Origin of the sequence: Paenibacillus sp. FSL H8-0315 (assembly GCF_038005365.1) — a bacterium.
GTDB lineage: Bacteria > Bacillota > Bacilli > Paenibacillales > Paenibacillaceae > Paenibacillus_AQ > Paenibacillus_AQ odorifer.
The window spans coordinates 3,059,444-3,077,877 of the sequence record NZ_JBBOTA010000001.1 but is presented as its reverse complement, the minus strand read 5'-3'; the positions used below and the strand labels follow the sequence as shown (position 1 = coordinate 3,077,877).

General features: G+C 45.8%; 19 protein-coding genes. 10 read left to right on the top strand and 9 right to left on the bottom strand.

The genetic code is table 11. From position 1 onward, the window contains the following. Positions 1–200: 200 nt before the first annotated feature. The 3 genes from MHB56_RS13360 to MHB56_RS13350 all read left to right on the top strand — a co-directional run bounded on the left by MHB56_RS13360 (position 201) and on the right by MHB56_RS13350 (position 1,288). Positions 201–479, top strand: coding sequence for a hypothetical protein (locus MHB56_RS13360; RefSeq protein WP_038573758.1), 279 nt, complete (start codon positions 201–203; stop codon positions 477–479). A gap of 259 nt (positions 480–738) precedes the next feature. Continuing rightward, positions 739–939, top strand: coding sequence for a cold-shock protein (locus MHB56_RS13355; RefSeq protein WP_019914790.1), 201 nt, complete (start codon positions 739–741; stop codon positions 937–939). Positions 940–1,057: 118 nt separating this feature from the next. Further along, on the top strand, positions 1,058–1,288 hold the full coding sequence (locus MHB56_RS13350; protein ID WP_036682139.1) for a cold-shock protein: 231 nt from the start codon (positions 1,058–1,060) through the stop codon (positions 1,286–1,288). 69 nt (positions 1,289–1,357) lie between these two features. On the opposite strand, the gene MHB56_RS13345 is transcribed toward MHB56_RS13350, so the two are convergent. The 5 genes from MHB56_RS13345 to MHB56_RS13325 form a co-directional block, all read right to left on the bottom strand. Continuing rightward, positions 1,358–1,819, bottom strand: coding sequence for a VOC family protein (locus MHB56_RS13345; RefSeq protein WP_076124075.1), 462 nt, complete (start codon positions 1,817–1,819; stop codon positions 1,358–1,360). Further along, positions 1,816–2,379: an NADPH-dependent FMN reductase gene (locus MHB56_RS13340; protein WP_341143655.1), complete on the bottom strand. Its 564-nt coding sequence runs from the start codon at positions 2,377–2,379 to the stop codon at positions 1,816–1,818. The genes MHB56_RS13345 and MHB56_RS13340 overlap by 4 nt, the downstream gene beginning before the upstream one ends. 153 nt (positions 2,380–2,532) lie before the next feature. After that, positions 2,533–3,225: a response regulator gene (locus MHB56_RS13335; RefSeq protein ID WP_280753198.1), complete on the bottom strand. Its 693-nt coding sequence runs from the start codon at positions 3,223–3,225 to the stop codon at positions 2,533–2,535. Between the two features lie 16 nt (positions 3,226–3,241). Then, positions 3,242–4,915 carry a GAF domain-containing sensor histidine kinase gene (locus MHB56_RS13330; RefSeq protein WP_341143654.1) on the bottom strand — a complete coding sequence of 558 codons (1,674 nt, stop codon included), beginning with the start codon at positions 4,913–4,915 and terminating at the stop codon, positions 3,242–3,244. Between the two features lie 152 nt (positions 4,916–5,067). Further along, on the bottom strand, positions 5,068–6,459 hold the full coding sequence (locus MHB56_RS13325) for an MATE family efflux transporter (RefSeq protein ID WP_076124068.1): 1,392 nt from the start codon (positions 6,457–6,459) through the stop codon (positions 5,068–5,070). A 263-nt stretch (positions 6,460–6,722) separates the two neighbouring features. Here MHB56_RS13325 and hxlA point away from each other — a divergent pair, with 263 nt between their 5' ends. From hxlA to MHB56_RS13310, 3 genes are all read left to right on the top strand, one after another. Further along, the gene (gene hxlA / locus MHB56_RS13320; RefSeq protein WP_036682127.1) at positions 6,723–7,355 is read left to right on the top strand and encodes a 3-hexulose-6-phosphate synthase; all 633 of its coding nucleotides are present in this window, start codon (positions 6,723–6,725) and stop codon (positions 7,353–7,355) included. 7 nt (positions 7,356–7,362) lie between these two features. Then, the gene (hxlB, locus tag MHB56_RS13315; protein WP_036682124.1) at positions 7,363–7,920 is read left to right on the top strand and encodes a 6-phospho-3-hexuloisomerase; all 558 of its coding nucleotides are present in this window, start codon (positions 7,363–7,365) and stop codon (positions 7,918–7,920) included. A gap of 84 nt (positions 7,921–8,004) precedes the next feature. Continuing rightward, the gene (locus tag MHB56_RS13310) at positions 8,005–8,382 is read left to right on the top strand and encodes a winged helix-turn-helix transcriptional regulator (RefSeq protein WP_036682121.1); all 378 of its coding nucleotides are present in this window, start codon (positions 8,005–8,007) and stop codon (positions 8,380–8,382) included. A gap of 95 nt (positions 8,383–8,477) precedes the next feature. Here the strand turns inward: MHB56_RS13310 and pepT are convergent, their stop codons facing one another. The 4 genes from pepT to MHB56_RS13290 all read right to left on the bottom strand — a co-directional run bounded on the left by pepT (position 8,478) and on the right by MHB56_RS13290 (position 13,039). Then, positions 8,478–9,710: a peptidase T gene (gene pepT / locus MHB56_RS13305; protein ID WP_076181937.1), complete on the bottom strand. Its 1,233-nt coding sequence runs from the start codon at positions 9,708–9,710 to the stop codon at positions 8,478–8,480. A gap of 95 nt (positions 9,711–9,805) precedes the next feature. Beyond that, a complete protein-coding gene (locus MHB56_RS13300; RefSeq protein ID WP_076181939.1) occupies positions 9,806–10,459 on the bottom strand; it encodes a sortase in 654 nt (217 codons plus the stop codon). Positions 10,460–10,495: 36 nt separating this feature from the next. Continuing rightward, entirely contained in the window at positions 10,496–11,548 is a 1,053-nt protein-coding gene (locus MHB56_RS13295) for a hypothetical protein (RefSeq protein WP_076301483.1), read from the bottom strand. A gap of 477 nt (positions 11,549–12,025) precedes the next feature. Continuing rightward, positions 12,026–13,039 carry an LLM class flavin-dependent oxidoreductase gene (locus tag MHB56_RS13290; protein WP_081383185.1) on the bottom strand — a complete coding sequence of 338 codons (1,014 nt, stop codon included), beginning with the start codon at positions 13,037–13,039 and terminating at the stop codon, positions 12,026–12,028. A gap of 258 nt (positions 13,040–13,297) precedes the next feature. Between MHB56_RS13290 and MHB56_RS13285 the strand changes: the two genes are divergently transcribed. The 4 genes from MHB56_RS13285 (at position 13,298) to MHB56_RS13270 (ending at position 18,412) form a co-directional block, all read left to right on the top strand. After that, positions 13,298–14,302, top strand: coding sequence for a LacI family DNA-binding transcriptional regulator (locus MHB56_RS13285; RefSeq protein ID WP_036682112.1), 1,005 nt, complete (start codon positions 13,298–13,300; stop codon positions 14,300–14,302). A gap of 335 nt (positions 14,303–14,637) precedes the next feature. Continuing rightward, positions 14,638–16,059 (top strand): ABC transporter substrate-binding protein, encoded by a 1,422-nt coding sequence (locus MHB56_RS13280; RefSeq protein WP_038574978.1) that lies wholly within the window; start codon positions 14,638–14,640, stop codon positions 16,057–16,059. A gap of 143 nt (positions 16,060–16,202) precedes the next feature. Beyond that, positions 16,203–17,321: a carbohydrate ABC transporter permease gene (locus MHB56_RS13275; protein ID WP_232061475.1), complete on the top strand. Its 1,119-nt coding sequence runs from the start codon at positions 16,203–16,205 to the stop codon at positions 17,319–17,321. Further along, positions 17,321–18,412, top strand: coding sequence for a carbohydrate ABC transporter permease (locus tag MHB56_RS13270; protein WP_076124061.1), 1,092 nt, complete (start codon positions 17,321–17,323; stop codon positions 18,410–18,412). Before MHB56_RS13275 ends, MHB56_RS13270 begins: the two co-directional genes overlap by 1 nt. The last annotated feature ends 22 nt before the right edge of the window (positions 18,413–18,434 follow it).

Genomic DNA, 18,434 nt, shown 5'->3' with positions numbered 1-18,434 from the left:
ACTTTTTTTATATTTTGGCACAAGTCAATGTTCCTCACAACTGTTTTTATTAAATAACTTACTTCAAGTGGAACGTTATAGACGCTGGGATGATAAGAAAAGTGTGAATAAACCGCGGTATACTTCGCGTAATGACGCGTTAAAGCGCGAAATATGCTACAATGATTGTGTAATAATTGTAAGGAGATGAAATTTAAAAAATGAGTGACAAAGTAAATGAGCAGGAGCTAGTAAATGTATTATCTGCCAAAACCAAAGTGGATCCGCAAATCATCCGCTTAGTATTGAAGCATGAACAGACCTTTATCAATAAGGCCAAGGCGAACGCCAAGGGTGAGGTAGACATCGACAGCGATGATCTGGTCGACTATGTCACTGCCCAACGTGATGTGAAGCTGGATGAAATCACAGTAGAGACCATTCTTGATGCAGAAATGGATTACTTGATGGATAAAGGATTGGCAGGTTATATCGACTAACATGGGTGTTCGTCCGGCTCGGCTGCTGCTGTTTACAGGCAATAAGAGCCGGAGTGAAAATTAAATAGGCATACGCATTGCTTTTAGTGATTTAGTGTGGTACAATGAAATCAATCATAAATTTAACCCTTAATTCACATATTGTAAAAGGTTATCATTTGTGCGTATGAGTCCTTTTCCAATGTGTGAATTTTTATTTGTTCGTACACTACGTAGGAATAAAAGGACATGTGTTAAATAAAATATTGGAGGTAATATCATGCAAACAGGTACAGTGAAATGGTTTAACGCAGACAAAGGATTCGGTTTTATCGAGGTTGAAGGTGGAAGCGACGTATTCGTACACTTCTCCGCAATCACAGGCGACGGATTTAAATCTTTGGACGAAGGCCAACGCGTTGAGTTCAACGTAACTCAAGGCGCTCGTGGACCACAAGCCGAAAACGTTGTAAAACTGTAGTTTAAAAATCAGGCTGCCCTTAACACAAGTTGAGGGCAGCTTTTTTTATTTTCATAGTATGAATCTGCCCCTAATAGGGTAGCGATATCGTCTCGATTCGATCCAAGGAGGGGTACTTATGTATTTTCGTAAAAAAGCACTGGAGGAACTTCCGCAAGAAGACACAGCTATTTGGTCCTGTACCAAGGAAGGTTGCACAGGTTGGATGCGCGATAATTTCGCCTTTCAATATGTACCTACCTGCTGGCAATGCAACTCTCCCATGACTAGAAGTATGAAGATACTGCCAACGCTTGTGAATACGAATGCAGACATGAAGGCCATGAAGAAGGGCATTTCGATTAAGTAATCGAAGAAGCTAATATACTCAAACAGCTGGACCCTTGGACGGGAGCAGCTGTTTTTTTGTTTGAGTATTTTATTTACTGTGCAGTAATTTCTCCCATTCCGTTAAGGTTATGTTCTCTGGAATATGCTTCAGATGTTCAGGAACCTCTACGTGGCACATAAATTCCAAGCTGTTGCCGTCAGGGTCGTTGAAGTAGACAGAAGCATTTCCTTGATAAGCCCGGATAAAAGGCTCGACAGAAGTCCGGTTGCGGAACGGAACAGCCTCTACACCAATCGATTCCAGCCATTGCAGTGATTGCTTCAAATCCTCGTAAGTGACACGGAAGGCAATATGCCGCAAGGACGGATGGTATGGGGTTTGAACCTCCTGGCCTTCCCAAAGACCAATCCAGCTCCGACCTTCCTCGATCCAGAAGAATACAGTTTCTTCATCCCGCCAAGCCATTTTCAGACCTAATTTCTCATAAAATTCGATGGATACTTCAAGATTGCTTACTGGTAAATGTGCTTCATATAGTCCTTTGATCATTGGGTAGCACCTGCCGGTCTGTCGATTTTGCGGGCTAAGTTCAGGAATGCTTCTAATACTAGGTGGATGCGATCTTCGATTTCTTGCCCGCCCTCGTATCCGTCGTACTCGACCTCGAACCGCTTGCGTTGCAGTCCACCGATGGAGATCCAGTCTGGTGTATTGATGCCGTGCAGGTTGCGTACGATGGCTTGCAATTGAAGTAATGAGCTTATCCCTACCGCTCCCCCGGCTGAACTGGCGGATAACACAACTTTACCGTTGAAATGCGCCTGGCCTAGATGATCAATTGCATTTTTTAATACGCCACTTACCGAGCCGTGATATTCCGGAGTAACCAAGATTACTGCATCCGCTGCTAACATCTCTTGTTTAAGCTCGTTTAAATGTTCATGCTCTGTGTAAGCCTCGTCTGGTGAATAAAAGGGAAGTGGGCGTTTGTAGAGATCAAACACGTTAACCTTTTCTCCTTGCTGACTAATGAAATGGGCGGCATGTTCTGCCAGCTTCGTGCTGGTTGCTTCTTTTCGATTACTGCCTGTCAGGATCATCACTTTCATCTGTATCCACTCCTATGTGAGGTCAGTTGCTATAAACCAATGATAGTTGAATCAGCCTCTGTTAACATCAGCACATGGAATGAACATACATAATAAAAACGCTCAGCCATTGTGCTGAGCGTCTAAGACTAAAGTTGTAGAGGAGTTTTGATTCTAGGCGTTATAGCCGCCTTTCAATGCGAAAATGGCAGCCTGAGTCCGATCCGCTAAGTTTAGCTTTCCGAGAACGTGGCTGACATGGGTCTTAACGGTTTTTTCGGTGATGACCAGCTTGCTGGCAATCTCTTTGTTGCTCATACCGAGCGCAATCAGGTCTAATACTTCTTGCTCGCGTGGGGTAAGAAGCTCTAATCCGGTGATCGCAGCAGGTGTTGTGTTTGGGCCGTTCGGATCGGAAGTATTAAGTTCCAATTGCTCTAGTGTAGAAGTCGCCATTAGATTCATCAGTTGGCTGGCAGCCTCGGAATGTAGCTCCACTTGACCGTTATGTACCTTGCGGATCGCAACTACCAGCGCTTCTGGTTCTATATCTTTAAGCAAATAGCCTTTGATTCCTACGCGGATAGCCGGGAGTACATGATCCTGATCCGAAAAGGAGGTCAATACAATGACCTTGACCTGCGGGTGGGAGATCCTCAGCGCTTGAGCGGTCTCAATGCCGTCCATAATGGGCATATGCAAATCCATTAATATGACATCCGGGTTCAATTCGGCTGTTCTTTCCAGTGCCTCGCGGCCGTTGGAGGCCTCCCCGATAACCTTGATATCGGGTTGTGTGGAGAGAAATACTTGCAGCCCACGGCGTACCATTGCATGGTCGTCTACTAATAATAAGTTTATCGTCATTTATGATCACCCGACTTCATGTAGGTTGGATGGGCAGAGGTATGGTTGCCTCAACCGTTGTGCCCTGATTTTCCACACTGTGGATATGAATACGACCGGAGAGAGCTTCTGCTCTTTCCTTCATAATATGCAGACCAAGAGATTCATTAGTGTCTGTGTTAGAACGCCGTTTGGCCCCGCCTTTACCTTGGTCGGCAACGCTCAGTACCACCTCGGCTGCATTCAGATGCAGAGATACCTCCGCTTTAGAGGTTCCGGAATGCTTTCGTACATTATTGAGCGCTTCTTGGCCAATGCGCCACAGCCCTTCCTCCACGTTACGGGGAAGTTCGTGAACACCACTCCGTTGCGTCTGTATCAGCAGCCCTAGCTGCTGGCCATGAGCCTGCAGCGCAGTCAATAAACCGGCTTCCAGTCCGGCAGGCCGAAGCTGCATAATTAATGCACGCATTTCTTTGAGTGCAGACTGGGATAAAGCTTGAATATCGCGGACAGCCTCAGTAGCAGGATGGGAGATATGCTCCTGCTTCAGCATACTTTCCACGCCTTTGGCGGTCATTGAGAGGGAGAAGAGGATCTGGTTCACGGAGTCGTGCAGGTCACGGGCCAGACGATTCCGCTCGTCAAGACGCGCAATTTCGCGGCGTTTCTCTCCAAGCTGAGCACTTTCCAATGTAGCGGAAATATGCTCAGCGACAGCCTCAAGTACCTCTCCATCCGCAGTTGCGGAGGCTAGTGCTTTGGGTGAGGTGATCAGTAGAATTCCTGCACCTTGTGCGGCAATCTGCCGAAAGGGCACAGCGAGCATCACAACATGCTCCGCGACAGGGTGTTCAGAACAGCAGGACTTCGTAATTTCCTGCTCTTCATCAGGGGTTAATGTCGCAAAGCGTTGTCCTTTCGCGATATCTCCTAGACGTATTTTAAAAGAATCCGAGAGCTCGAAGGGAGCTATTTCCGGCGTTATATTAGCCGCATAGGCAGCATGGACTTCGAATTGCCCTTCATATTGCCCGATAATCGCTGCAAAGGGCCAATCGAAATAGTCGCCAATCAGGGCGGCGCTTTTCTCGATCAGAATACTGGGCGAGATACATTGGTTGGCGGTTAGATTTAAAGCTGCGCTGAATTCGCCTAATTTGGCGTACAGATTCGCGCGGCGCTGCTCGGTGCTATATAACTGCATCCGTTCTATAGCACTGCCAATCTGCAAAGCCACGGATTGCAGCAAAGCCAGCTCGCTGTCGGCGTAATGTGCTTTGCCTGGTGCGGCCACATTCATAAGTCCCAAGTAACGCTCACCTGAATGCAGCGGGACGGTGGCGTGGTGGGTGATGCCCAGCGTGTCGCCCCAGTTATACTGCCTGGCGTTACTCAGCCGCTTGCAGCTTAGAATGTTAACGGCATGCTCGAGCCGACCGTCCCATAGGCGGCTTAGGCACCAGCAGCTTCCGCACTGCATTGGTTGTTTATTGTCGCGCTGTAGTGCAGGTGGCAGGCCTCGATCAGCGGCACACTCATATTCCATGAATTCTTCGCTCAGGAAGATCCAGCCTGCAGTGTTTCCGGTTAACTCAAGCAGCTTGCCCATGACTGTGTCGAGCATGGGTCTGAGCTCATTGGAACTGTTTAAAGTCTCCGCAATCGTTTTGAGCGTCAGTAACTCATGGATTCCGGTTTCCTCCGGCATGAAGTTCTCTCCTTTAGCTTTGTGAATTATGTTCTATCTATTGTAACGTAGAATGGTTCCTTCATTCTCAAATTTTATGGAATGTTGGCGTAAATAAATAGAAGGTTCCTTAAGATCTGATATGACCTTAAAGAACCCTCTGTATATACATATTAATTTACAGCTGCAGGAGTAGCGGAAGGTGTACAGTGTTCTGGAGCTTCGTGTTCGATAAGTCCATGTTTCTCCCAAGCTCGGCTCTTCCAGCGGAAATACATAATGACGGCTCTCACCCACTCATCGACCGCAGTAGCAATCCACACGCCGGCTAACCCGAGATCAAGTTGGAACACCAGGAAATAACCAAGAGGTAAGCTCATGCAGACCATGGAGATCAGTCCCATATATACAGGGAATTTGGCATCGCCCGAGGCGCGTAAAGAGTTAATGATAACCAGATTGGTTGTGCGCCCGGTTTCCAGGAAGAAGCTAAGCAATATGACCTGCGCCCCCATCCTAATGATGTTCTCATTGTCTGTGAAAAGCCCGAATAGCGGTACCCGGAAGAAAATCACCACAGCATCTATTATTACGGTAACCAGCAACGCCCACTTTACACTGGTGAATACACGCTTATAGGCTTCATCAGGTCGTCTAGCTCCCACGAGATGTCCTACAACGATGGAAGTTCCCATAGAGACAGCTACACTGAATAAATAAATATAATTGGAAATATTAAGCGCGTACTGGCGGGTAGCCATAGCTTCAGCGCCTAAATAAGTAATATACAGTGTGAATACAAGCTGGCACGACTGATAAGTGATGGATTCAAAAGCGGACGGGATGCCGATTTTGAGAATTTGCAGCACGTATTTTTTAGAAAGATGAATGTAATAGGTTACTTTCACCCGTACCTCCATCACTCTGTAGAGCAGCAGGAAGAATAGGATCAGGCAGATAAAGCGACTCATCACTGTTGAGATAGCCGCACCCTCCACACCTAACGCCGGAAGTCCGAAATGACCATAAATGAGCAGGTAGTTGCCCACCACGTGAATGATATTCATCAGCAAGGATACGACCATCGTCTGTTTGGTGAAACCGTGAGTACGGATAGTAGTCGCCAGAGCATTAATTAATGCTTGCAGAAAAATACCGCCCCCAACAATATTCATATAGGCTTTGGCGTAAATGAGGATATCCCCTTTTACATTCAGCGCAGTCAGTAGCGACCCTCCGAATATCAGCAAAAACGTACTTAGGAGAATGCCGACTAACAGGTTTAGGGTAATGGCATTGCCGGTCACTTGAGCGGCTTCCAGAGGTTTTTTGGAACCGAGATATTGGGAGACCACAATAGCTGCGCCATTACCAATTACACTGAGGACTAAAATTGCTATCGCAATGATCTGATTCGCTGCGCCGACACCAGACACGGCATCGTCCGACACTGAACTGATCATAAAAGTATCCACACTGCCCATGAGCATAAAGAGGAATAGCTCGAGGAAAATCGGCCAGGTCAGTTTGACCAGGTTGAATTCCTGGTGATTATTTTGCTTCATTGTGCACCTTCTTATATTATGATGTACTTCCTAAAATTTCATAAACAAACTGTAATATTAGCACAGCTTTCATGGAAATGCAGTATTTTTACAGAAAAATGACAAAACGTTTTTAATTTAAGTCGAAAAGAGCCCTTTAACCGCACATTAGTATCCTCCAGGTAACTACATCACAATAAAGTGCCTACTTCCCTAAAGGGATGTAAGGAACTACAATTTGTACATGACTTACTAAAATATATTAATAAGGAGTGCAAATAAATATGAAATTACAATTAGCGTTGGATTTAGTGGACATTGCGGGAGCGAAAGAGGTTGTCTCAAAAGTTGCCGAATTTATAGATATCGTTGAAATTGGAACACCTATCGTTATAAATGAAGGGTTACATGCAGTGAAGGCAATCAAAGAGGCTTTTCCAGCTTTGACTGTGTTGGCGGATTTGAAAATCATGGACGCAGGTGGATATGAAGTGATGAAGGCTGTGGAAGCGGGCGCGGATATCGTTACTGTACTTGGTGTTTCTGATGATTCTACCATTAGAGGTGCAGTGGAGGAAGCGAAGAAAACCAATAAAGAGATTCTAGTTGATCTGATTAATGTGAAGGATATCCAAACAAGAGCGGCTGAAGTAGACGCACTTGGCGTAGACTATATCTGTGTACACTCTGGATATGACCATCAAGCGGAAGGTAAAAATTCTTTTGCAGATTTAAATGCGATTAAGAGTGTGGTTAAGCAGGCCAAAACAGCTATCGCTGGAGGGATCAAGCTAAGCACACTTCCAGAAGTGATCGCCGCGAACCCTGATCTTGTCATCGTTGGCGGAGGCATCACAGGTGAAGCGGATCAAAAGGCTGCCGCAGCAGAAATGAAACGTCTAGTTAGTCAGGCTTAAGATTACAATGGATACAATGAAATATGCGCAGCAAATTATAGAGGAGCTCCAGCGCTCCATATCTCAGCTTGATGAAGAAGAGACTGAGCGAATGGCTGAGCTGCTGCTTCAGTCCAATAAGATCTTCGTGGCTGGAGCGGGCAGATCTGGACTGATGGGACGGGCCTTTGCTATGCGGTTAATGCATGTTGGTAAAGAGGCTTATGTTGTAGGCGAAACGGTGACTCCGGGGATTGAACAGGGGGATGTGTTAGTCCTCGGTTCCGGTTCTGGTGAGACGAAAGGGTTGATCTCTATGGCTGAGAAAGCCAAAGGGGTGGGTGCAGAAGTTGTTGCCGTTACCATTGCGCCGGATTCGACGGTTGGACGTTTAGCGGGCTATACAGTGAAGCTGCCGGGATCTCCAAAAGATCCGGCCAGTGGAAGCTACAGCACGATCCAGCCGATGGCTTCTTTATTCGAACAGACGATGTTGGTCTTTTATGATGCTATTATTCTGCGAATGATGGAGAAGACGGGGCAGACGAATCAGCAAATGTTCGGCAAGCATGCTAATTTAGAGTGAACGTACAGAAACGAATGCCTTCCTATAAGGAGGTTATTCGTTTTTGTGTTAGTATGATAACAGGAGAGAGGAGGCGCTTTAGGTATGGCAACCGAGATTAAAGATCGCATAAACTTGAAGGAAATTAACTGTGAGAAGGAATTGACGCTTGCGGTGATCGGAGGGAAATGGAAGCTGATTATCCTCTGGCATCTAGGGCTTGAAGGGACAAAGCGATTCAGCGAGCTGAAGAAGCTAATTCCTCATATCACGCAAAAAATGTTGACCAATCAGCTTCGCGAGCTCGAAGAGGACCAGCTGGTTCTAAGAAAAGTGTACGCTGAGGTTCCGCCAAAAGTAGAGTATTCCCTGACATCATATGGCCAAAGTCTGCTTCCCGTCCTTCGATTGATGTATGATTGGGGTAAAAATTACGGAGAAAACGTGATCTGGAAGGACACGCCGCCGGAAGAAAGATGCTAATCGAATAGCCTATGAACATTAATAATCCCTGAGAGGTCTGGATCGGCCGCTACAGGGATTTTTTGGTGTTTTAAAGGAGTGATGCGGATAATACTTTAGGCTTTCTGTTCGAATAGCTTAGCAATCTCCACGATAACATTTACCGCTTTTACCATATTGTCCGCAGACGCATATTCGAATTTGCCATGGAAATTCTCGCCTCCGGTGAAAATATTAGGTGTCGGCAAGCCCATGTAGGAAAGCTGCGAGCCATCTGTACCTCCGCGAATCGGGCGGATGATCGGTGTGATGTTAAGGTTCTCCATCGCCTCATGGGCAATATCGACGATATGACGCACTGGCTCGATTTTTTCACGCATATTGTAATATTGGTCCTTCATTTCAAGCACGATGTTCTCTTCACCATGGATGCTTTTGAATTCTTCTACGACAGCTGAGAGATATGCTTTACGTGCCTCGAATTTCTCACGGTCGAAGTCGCGGATGATATATTGCAGCTTGCTGAATTCAGGTGTGCCTTCTATAGAGCTTAGGTGATAAAAGCCTTCATAACCGTCTGTATATTCGGGCGCTTCCTCAGCAGGGAGTCTGAGATGAAGTGCCATGGCGATTTTGGCGGAATGAATCATCTTTCCTTTTGCAGTCCCAGGGTGAACATTAACGCCGTAGACTGAGATTTTGGCAGACGCGGCATTAAAGCTTTCATACTCTAATTCTCCGAGTGGACCTCCGTCTACAGTGTAAGCATAGGAAGCATTAAAAGCGGCTACGTCAAATTTATGAGGCCCGCGGCCGATTTCTTCGTCTGGTGTGAAGGCAACTCTAATCTTGCCGTGTTTGATTTCTGGATGTTGAATGAGGTAATGCATGGCGGTCATAATCTCAGCAATACCGGCTTTATTATCTGCGCCAAGCAGGGTCGTGCCATCGGTTGTAATTAAGGTGTGGCCTTTGTATTCCGCCAGCTCCGGAAAGCTCGCTGTGGACAATACAACATTCAGCTCTTTATTCAAAAGAATATCTTGACCATCATAGTTCTCGATAATCTGTGGCTTCACATTCGTTCCGGTAAAATCAGTCGCCGTATCCAAATGGGCTAAAAAACCAATGGTCGGAACATCCTTGTCCGTATTCGCAGGGAGTGTCGCCATAACATAGCCATGCTCGTCCACCTGGACTTCCTCCATGCCGATTTCCTTAAGCTCTTCAACCAGCTTGTGGGCCAGAACCATCTGTCCCGGAGTGGATGGGCAAGTCTCATTATCTTCATTCGATTGGGTATCCATTTGTGCATACGAAATAAACCGTTCTACAACCTCTTTCTTCACCTTGGGTCATCTCCTCTTTACTATTGTATATATATAGTATCACTTTCCATATAAGGTCTCATCCCTGAGGAAGAAGATTGAGGTAATATTTAAGTTTAATGCGGCAATATATCTTGTTTCACTAACTTCGCTGAAAGTAAATAACGGTCCGGTGCAGATCCCACATATGAAAAGGGATAACAGGTAATCAATGTGAGGATGGCCTTATCACTTGGCTTTATAGCACCACGTTCGTCCCCGTCAACAATTGTGCTGCCTGTTACTTCATAGGTAAAAGTCCCATCGGTACTTTCCAGCTCGATAAGATCTCCAGCGACGAGTTCTCCCAGATTACGGAACACTGTATCGCGGTGGCCTGCGAGCACACTGTTGCCGGTGGCACCGATAGCTGCGCTGCCTTTATAATGTCCGGCTCCCTTTTTTAGCTCTGGGCTTTCCGTGCCTTCTAGCACTGCGATCTTTTTGTTTAATTTGGGGAAACGAATCTCTCCTATGATTTCACCTTCTGAATAGGAATGAGCGGGGTGCGGCTGTTCCTTGGCTGAACTGATCATTCCCATGGGAAGAGGGATTTCTTCGGCAGAAAGGGGGCGGGCGACAGCTTCCTCCCTCTTTTTTGCCCAATCATTTAAAGCCTGTTTAGCTTCGAGCGGTGCTTTGACCACTTGTACAACCGAGTAAATCAACACAACTAAAGAGAGTATGAAGATTAGCTTCACGGCTAGCAAGACACCATTACGCTTCTTCATACTCTCTCACCTCCAGACTTATGCTGCAAAATGTGGTTATTTCTTCGATTTCAATCTGCGCATGATAATCACGCTGAGTACCGCAATGGCTAAGCTGGCAAGAATCAAGTTATACCAAGGCTCAGCGGTATTTGGAAGCTTGTTGCCAACCTCTGGTGCTCCCAGTGGAAGCTCATCATCAGGCAGGGAGATCTCATTGCTTGGCTGCGGTGTTGCACTGGTAGTTTGGCTGCCAGCACTTGGTGATACTGTCGGCTCATTATCGCCTCCACCCAGTGGGATCGGCGCTTCAGTGACACTAATTTCATCTACTACTGGTGAAGCTGTAGGTATTGGCGATGGTGTTGGCGTCGTTGATTGCCCTGGTGTGGCAGCTGCTGTTGCCGTTGGCGAAGTAGCCGTCGGTGTATTCGTAGGTGCCGCAGTTGGTGAAGCGGTAGTCGTCGGCGGATCTGTAGGTGTCGTGGTTGGTGAAGCTGTTGCGGTCGGCGAAGCTTCAGGTGTAGCTGTAGCCGTGGCAGTAGGTGTCGTAGTTGGCACTACAGTAGGTGATGGCTCAGGTGTAGGCTGAGCTGTGGCCGTCGCTGTCGGTGAAGGACTAGGTTCAGCGGAAGGCTCCGGTCCTCCAGAAGCGGAGAACTCAAAGGCTACAGTGGTGGTTTTCCCTTGATATTCGTTCCCTGCTTCCCACGGGAAAATTACATCCATTTGGATTACACTTTGTTCTCCCCCGGCAAGTGAACCGATGGCAACTCTTCCGGCAGCCTCACTCATCACCCCTGAATAGATGATTACTCCCTCTTTTTCGAGTGTCATTTGGAGAATATCGTATAATTCTGCGTCTCCAGAGATGAATTTGAAGTCCACATAGTAATTAAAGCCCTCACTACCTGCGTTAATAATTGTGTATTCTGAGTTCGTTTCATCACCAGGCTGCATATTGTTCATGGTGGCTGTGCTTGTCGTATGCGAATTCACCGTAAGCTTAATGGTATCTTGCGCACTAACTCCGCCAGCATGCCAGATGACTCCTGCTAGAATAGTCAGGATATAAGCAGCTATGAAAGCCGAGCGATATTTCTTCTTCACTTTACTCGCTCCTTTCTCCTGAACCCCATATTAAATTTTGTAGACATCATTTGCGGGCTTCCGGCAAATTCTTCTCTTCTAATCGGATTTTCCATCAAACATTGTCGAAATAAGTAGTATCTCACAGAACCACTTTCTTGTGCGTATATAGGAATCTCCGTGAAAGTGGAAGGAGAGGGTAGAGATATACCGCCAATTCGTTCGTTATAGCGAATAACTAAAGTATAATCAAAATAATATCTAAACAAAAATGGGATATTAGAAGGAAATCCATCATATTTGATCAAATATCAATTATATTAATGGTTTTACACCAGTTCTCTCTATTTAACTCTTTATTTTTATGTAATTCATTGTTTTTATTGTGTTTTATTGAGAACGATTATGAATGCAAAATAAAAAGGCAAGACATACATCTGGAATAGGGCTCAAACCCCGATACCAGACCTATCGTCTTGCCTTAATTATGATGATAAATTAGATTTCCTTCATAGCGTCGGCTACAATCTCATAAGAGCGTAGACGAGCGTTAGGATCATAAATTCCACCAGAAACAATCAATTCATCGGCCTGTGTCTCTTGCAGGATTTCTTGAAGCCGTTCTTTAATTGCTGCTTTATCACCAGCGAAAGAGTAACGCTGTTTCTCAAGCATGGCTGCTTTTTCTTGCATCGTCCATAGCCCCTCCATACTATCAACCGGTGGTTGTAACTTCCCCGTACGTCCGCGGATGATATTAAGGAATTGCTGCTGCTGCGAGGTAGCCAGTCGTCTTGCCTCATTCACGGTATCGGCTGCTGTAATACCAACTCCGACCATCACATAAGGCTTGTCGAGTGCTGCTGAAGGACGGAAATTACTATGATAGATGTGTAAAGCCTGTAGTAAATATTCTGGTGCGAAATGGCTGGCGAAAGCAAAAGGTAAACCTAGCTTCCCTGCCAGCTGAGCACTAAAACCGCTGGAGCCCAGCAGCCAGATGGGGATATTCAAGCCTTCACCAGGAACAGCACGAACCCCAGCCGGTCGTGATCCTGCACCTGCAGGATCGAAGTAGGCTCTGAGCTCACTTAACTGCTCGGGGAAGTCACTGCCGTCGCTTCCGAGACCACGGCGTAGCGCACGGGAAGCAGGTTGATCGGATCCTGGGGCTCTGCCCAGTCCTAAATCAATCCGTCCTGGATATAGGGATTCGAGGGTCCCGAATTGTTCCGCAATGACAAGTGGTGCGTGGTTGGACAACATGATGCCTCCAGAGCCTACGCGTATGCTTTTTGTGCCGCCAGCAATGTGGCCAATTAAGAGTGAGGTAGCAGAACTGGCAACACCAATCATGTTGTGATGCTCAGCAAACCAATACCGGTGATAGCCCCATGCCTCAGCATGTTGAGCTAAAGCTAAAGAGTTATGAAAAGAGTCTGCCGCTGTGCCACCCTCCACAATAGAGGCTAAGTCCAGTACGGAGAATCGAATATCGCGCTGTTGCTTCAATGTAATCCCTCCTATAATAAACGCTCAGATAGTCTAGAGCAGTATTTGTAGCTGCGAATAATGCTACTCGCCTAGTATACCATGTAATAAAACTATATACACACTTTAAGTAAGTTATACGCACTTTGTAATGATTAGATAAGGAATAAGTATGTCTTTAAAATAAAATGTAAGCGCTTTAAAAAATCTGTTGTTATTTCTTAACGGGCTTGCTATAATCACATCGAAAAGTTACCTGAAAAAAAGGAAGTTATCGTTATGAAGCCAACCATAAGAGATGTTGCCAGAATGGCGGAGGTGTCGATCAGCACCGTATCGCGTGTTATGAATGCGCCGAATACGGTCGTAGAGAGCAAACGGAATCGAGTGATGGAGGCTGTAGAACGTTTGCAATATCAACCAAATGCGTTTGCACGCGGCCTGATCTACAAGAAGTCTTTTACACTGGGCCTGCTGATTCCGGATATTGAGAACCTGTATTTCGCAGGGGTTATTCGGGGAATGCAGGATGCATGCATCAAGCTCGGATACAGTTTAATGATCTGCAATACGGACCGCGACAAAGAACGGATGTTGTCTTACATCGATAACTTTCATGAGAAGCAGGTGGATGGGATCGTGTTCGCAAGTGATGTCCTTTATCCTGAGACACATGACAAATTAGTCGGTTGTAGAATTCCTTTTGTGTTGGTATCCTCGCATTCTGATGAGTACGACATTCCATCTGTGGAGGTGGATGATGAACAGGCGGCTTACGATGCGGTAAAGTTTCTGATTGATTTAGGGCATAAGGACATTGGCATGATTGGTTTTAACCATGATAACTCCGTATCCGGCCCGCCTCGTTATGAGGGTTTTGTAAGAGCATTAACAGAGTTTGGACTACAGCAGAATATTGTGAAGAGCAAATATGCCAATCACAGGTTCGAACACGCTTATCAAGCTGCGCATGAGTTGTTTACTGATTATCCCGAGCTGACCGCCGTTTTCTGTGTTGCTGACGAATTTGCAATGGGGACGATTTCTTATCTGAAGGATCGTAATATTCTAGTTCCGGGGCAGGTATCTGTGATTGGATTTGATAATTTGCGGATGTCGAGTATGTTCATTCCAAAGCTGACCACGATTGCACAGCCGATTTATGAGTTAGGGTATCGTGCGGCGGAGATGCTGCATGAATTGCTCACAACAGGTGGTGTCCAGGTATTGAATGAAAAGATGGAGCATAAGCTGATTGTGCGGGAATCCACGCGGGAAAAATAAAGGCTCTTTATTTTTGTGACCTTCTTCTGAAAAGCTTTTCAGAGCCATGTATCGGTCTTAATTAAAATTTAAATGTTAGGATAGAAAATAGTATGAATTCTTATGAAAAACATCTCATTTTCCGATTGGAAACGGTTACTAATTATGATAATATAAAAAATGTAAGCGCTATTATTAAATTACATTTGTGATGGAGTTTGATTTTAGGATATTTACCTGTCTTCTGAAAAGCTTTGCAAGGAGGTGATCTGCTACAAGCTGCTAATACATGCCAGGGTGCCCGGATGATTGAATAAGATGTTATCTCTATAACCATTAAAGGGGATGTACAAAAGATGAAGAAGATCTCAGGACGTAAAAAGTCGTTGGCTTTAGTACTGTGTTTATCCTTCACAATGACGCTGAGCGCATGCGGCGGAGGCAACAATAATGCGGCGCCTACAGATCCACCGGCGGCAACAGTCAGCCCAACAGCAGATAACACCGAGAAAGCGACAAATGCACCTAGTGCTGAACCTTCGGGTTCCCCGTTAGATTTAGCGATGAAAGGTGAATATAAAGGGACTAAAGTAACCATGTTTGGACCCTTCGTAGATGCTGACCAAGTGAAATTTGAGAGCAGCATTAAAGAATTTGAAGAGAAGACAGGGATCGATATTCAATACGAGGGCTCCAAGGAGTTCGAAGCAACAATAAATATTCGGGTGGACGGCGGAAATGCTCCTGATATCGCTGACTTCCCGCAGCCGGGATTGCTGGCATCGATTGCTAAGACGGGCAAGGTTATCGATTTGACCAGTGTGCTGGATCAAGACAAATTGACGGCTAATTACAACAAGAGCTGGCTCGATATGTCTACGATGGACGGAAAAGACGGGAAGATCATGGCGGGGATTTGGAACCGCAGTAATGTAAAGAGCTTGGTATGGTATCCAAAGAAACAATTTGATGATGCAGGTTACAAGGTTCCTGAAACTTGGGATGAGCTGATGGCACTCACTGAACAAATTGCCAAGGATGGCGATCCTGCCTGGGCTATTGGCATTGAGAGTGGTGCTGCAACGGGTTGGCCAGCAACAGACTGGGTCGAAAATATAATGCTTCGTACGACTACGCCTGAGAACTACGATAAGTGGGTAAAAGGTGAACTGCCATTTACTTCACCAGAAGTAAAAAATGCTGTTGAAATCATGTCTAAAATTTGGCTTAACAAGGATTATGTTTACGGTGGTGCTAAGTCTATCGTGACGACATCCTTCGGGGATGCCCCAGCGCCAATGTTCACTGATCCGCCTAAAGCCTGGTTTAATATGCTCGGTAACTTTATTACAAGCTTCTTCCCTGAAACGGCAAAGGTTGATCAGGATTATGATTGGTTCTACTTGCCGCCAATTGATGCGCAATATGGTAAACCAGTGCTGGTTGCAGGTGATATTTACGCTATGTTCAACGATCGTCCAGAGGTTCGTGCAGTCATGGAATTCTTCACCACTGGAGAGTCGATTAAGAGCTGGGTACAATCTGGCGGCGTAATTGCTCCTATGAATGATGCTTCCCTTGATTGGTATACCTCTGAATCTGATCGCCGGATGGCGAAGTTGGTTCAAGATGCTTCCACACTGCGTTTTGATGGCTCTGATTTGATGCCAGGTAAAGTGGGTGCAGGCACCTTCTGGAAAGGGATGACCGACTATGTGAGCGGTACAGCGACACTGGATCAAGCCTTGGAACAAATCCAGTCCGGCTGGAACAACTAACCTAATATTTAAAGCGCACAGTAAAAAGAGGGGCAGTGAGAAAAGAGGATTGTCTGCCCCTCTTTTTGTTTTCTAACTAGTGAGTTCGATGCTTATGATAAGAGTTTTGCTCCGCAAAACTTATAGGAGGAGCTGGAGCTAATATGGGTGCACAATCACAGCCACAGCCACAAATGCCAACACAACCACAAGCTAGGCCAACCGTCAGCCTGAAGGCGGTAATGCTGTCCCTAGTTGTGTTGTTAGCGAATATTGTTGTTAACGGCGCAATCTTTTTATTCTTCCGGGATTCCACATTAAATCCGCTGCTAACAGCGGTTCTGGCTGTCCTCTGGGGAGTTCTAGGTGTTTATCTGATTTACTATACGCTGACTTGGGCGGTTGAGCAGTACCCTGATCATATCCGGCGAAAGGTGCTGCCTTATATCTTTATTGGTCCGGCAGTGATTATTCTGGGCTGGTTACTGGTCCTGCCTGCACTGCGAACATTATATTTGAGCTTTTTTAATGCTTCTTCAGAAAAATTTGTGGGTCTGAGCAATTATGCAGCGATCTTTAGCGATCATCTGATGGCAACGGCATTGCGTAACAATTTACTTTGGGTATTCGTTGGCACGCTTGCTTGTGTAGCATTCGGGCTCTTAATTGCTATTCTTGCCGATCGCAGCAGCTATGAGAAAATCGCCAAATCGATCATCTTTATGCCGATGGCTATTTCCTTTGTAGCGGCAGGAGTCATTTGGAAATTCGTATATTACTATCAACCGGGTGACGAACAAATCGGGCTGTTGAACGCAATCGTTACTTATTTTGGGGGAGAACCCCAAGCCTGGACGAGTATGCTTCAGCCATGGAATAACTTTTTCCTCATTATCATTTTGATCTGGATGCAGACGGGATTTGCAATGGTGATTTTCTCGGCAGCAATCAAAGGGGTTCCTGACGACATTTTGGAAGCTGCACGAGTGGATGGAGCAAATGAGGTGAAGATTTTCTTTGGAATCATGATTCCATATATTTCATCAACCATTCTGACAGTGACAACGACCATTATCGTCTTTACGTTGAAAATATTTGACGTCGTCATGGTGATGACAGGAGGTCAATACGATACAGAGGTTGTTGCTACACAGTTCTACCGGCAATTCTTTATGTACCGTAATTTCGGCTACGGCTCCACGCTGGCTATTGTTCTACTGATCGCGGTGCTGCCTGTGATCATAATCAATCTACGTCAGTTCCGTAAGCAGGGGGGATTCTAATGGCTGGCAAAAAGAAGAGAAAAGGCAGCAAAACGGTTGTAAATATCGTGTTGGGTGTGATCTGTTTTATTTGGCTGCTTCCGACTCTTGGGCTATTTATTTCCTCCTTCCGTCCGGCTGCTGACATTCTGCAGACTGGATGGTGGAAAGCTTTTCCTCATCAGGAGTGGAAGGCTGGAGAGACGATTCAGCTATCCAAGGATGTGGATCTTCGGGAGCCAATTGAGGTGAACGGTAAAACTTATACAGATGATGAGCTGAAGGCTGGCGTGAAGGCAGATGGCAGCCGGCTTATGTGGGAGAATCGTAGAGCACGTACCGTAAATGAACAGATACAAGGTTGGAAGATGACACCGGATCTCACGCTGGATAACTATAATAATGTGCTTTCCGGTAAGGAATACAAGCTGAAACAGGCTGATGGTAGTGAAACGGTGCAAAAAGGCTCCGGATTGTCACAGGCCTTCTGGAATACGCTAACGATTGCTGTTCCAGCAACAGTTATTCCGGTGCTGATCGCTTCTTTTGCTGCATATGCTTTTGCCTGGCTGCGGTTTCCTGGGCGCAGAATCCTTTTTGTAATCATTATTGCAATGCTCGTCATTCCGATACAGGTTGCGCTTATTCCAGTGCTTAAGGATTATACCGCACTTGGGCTAAACGGAAGTTATCTGGGAATTTGGCTGGCGCATACGGCTTTTGGATTACCGCTGGTTACGTACTTTATGTACAACTTTATCAGTCAATTGCCGAAGGATTTGTTCGAATCGGCTTTCATGGATGGGGCAAGTCATTTCACTATATTCAGCAGGCTAATTCTGCCTCTATCAGTGCCAGCACTGGCTTCTATCGGGATCTTCCAATTCCTATGGGTGTGGAATGACTATTTAGTCTCATTGATTTTTATCGGCAATCAACCGTCTGTGCAAGTTATGTCGATGAAAATTGCCGATTTAGTTGGCTCACGAGGCAACGATTGGCATTTACTTACTTCGGCTGCATTTATCTCTATGCTGATGCCGCTCGCTATTTTTTTCCTGCTGCAAAAGTATTTCGTCAGAGGGCTTATGGGTGGGTCGGTGAAAGGTTAATGATTTAGAACCCGAATGAAAC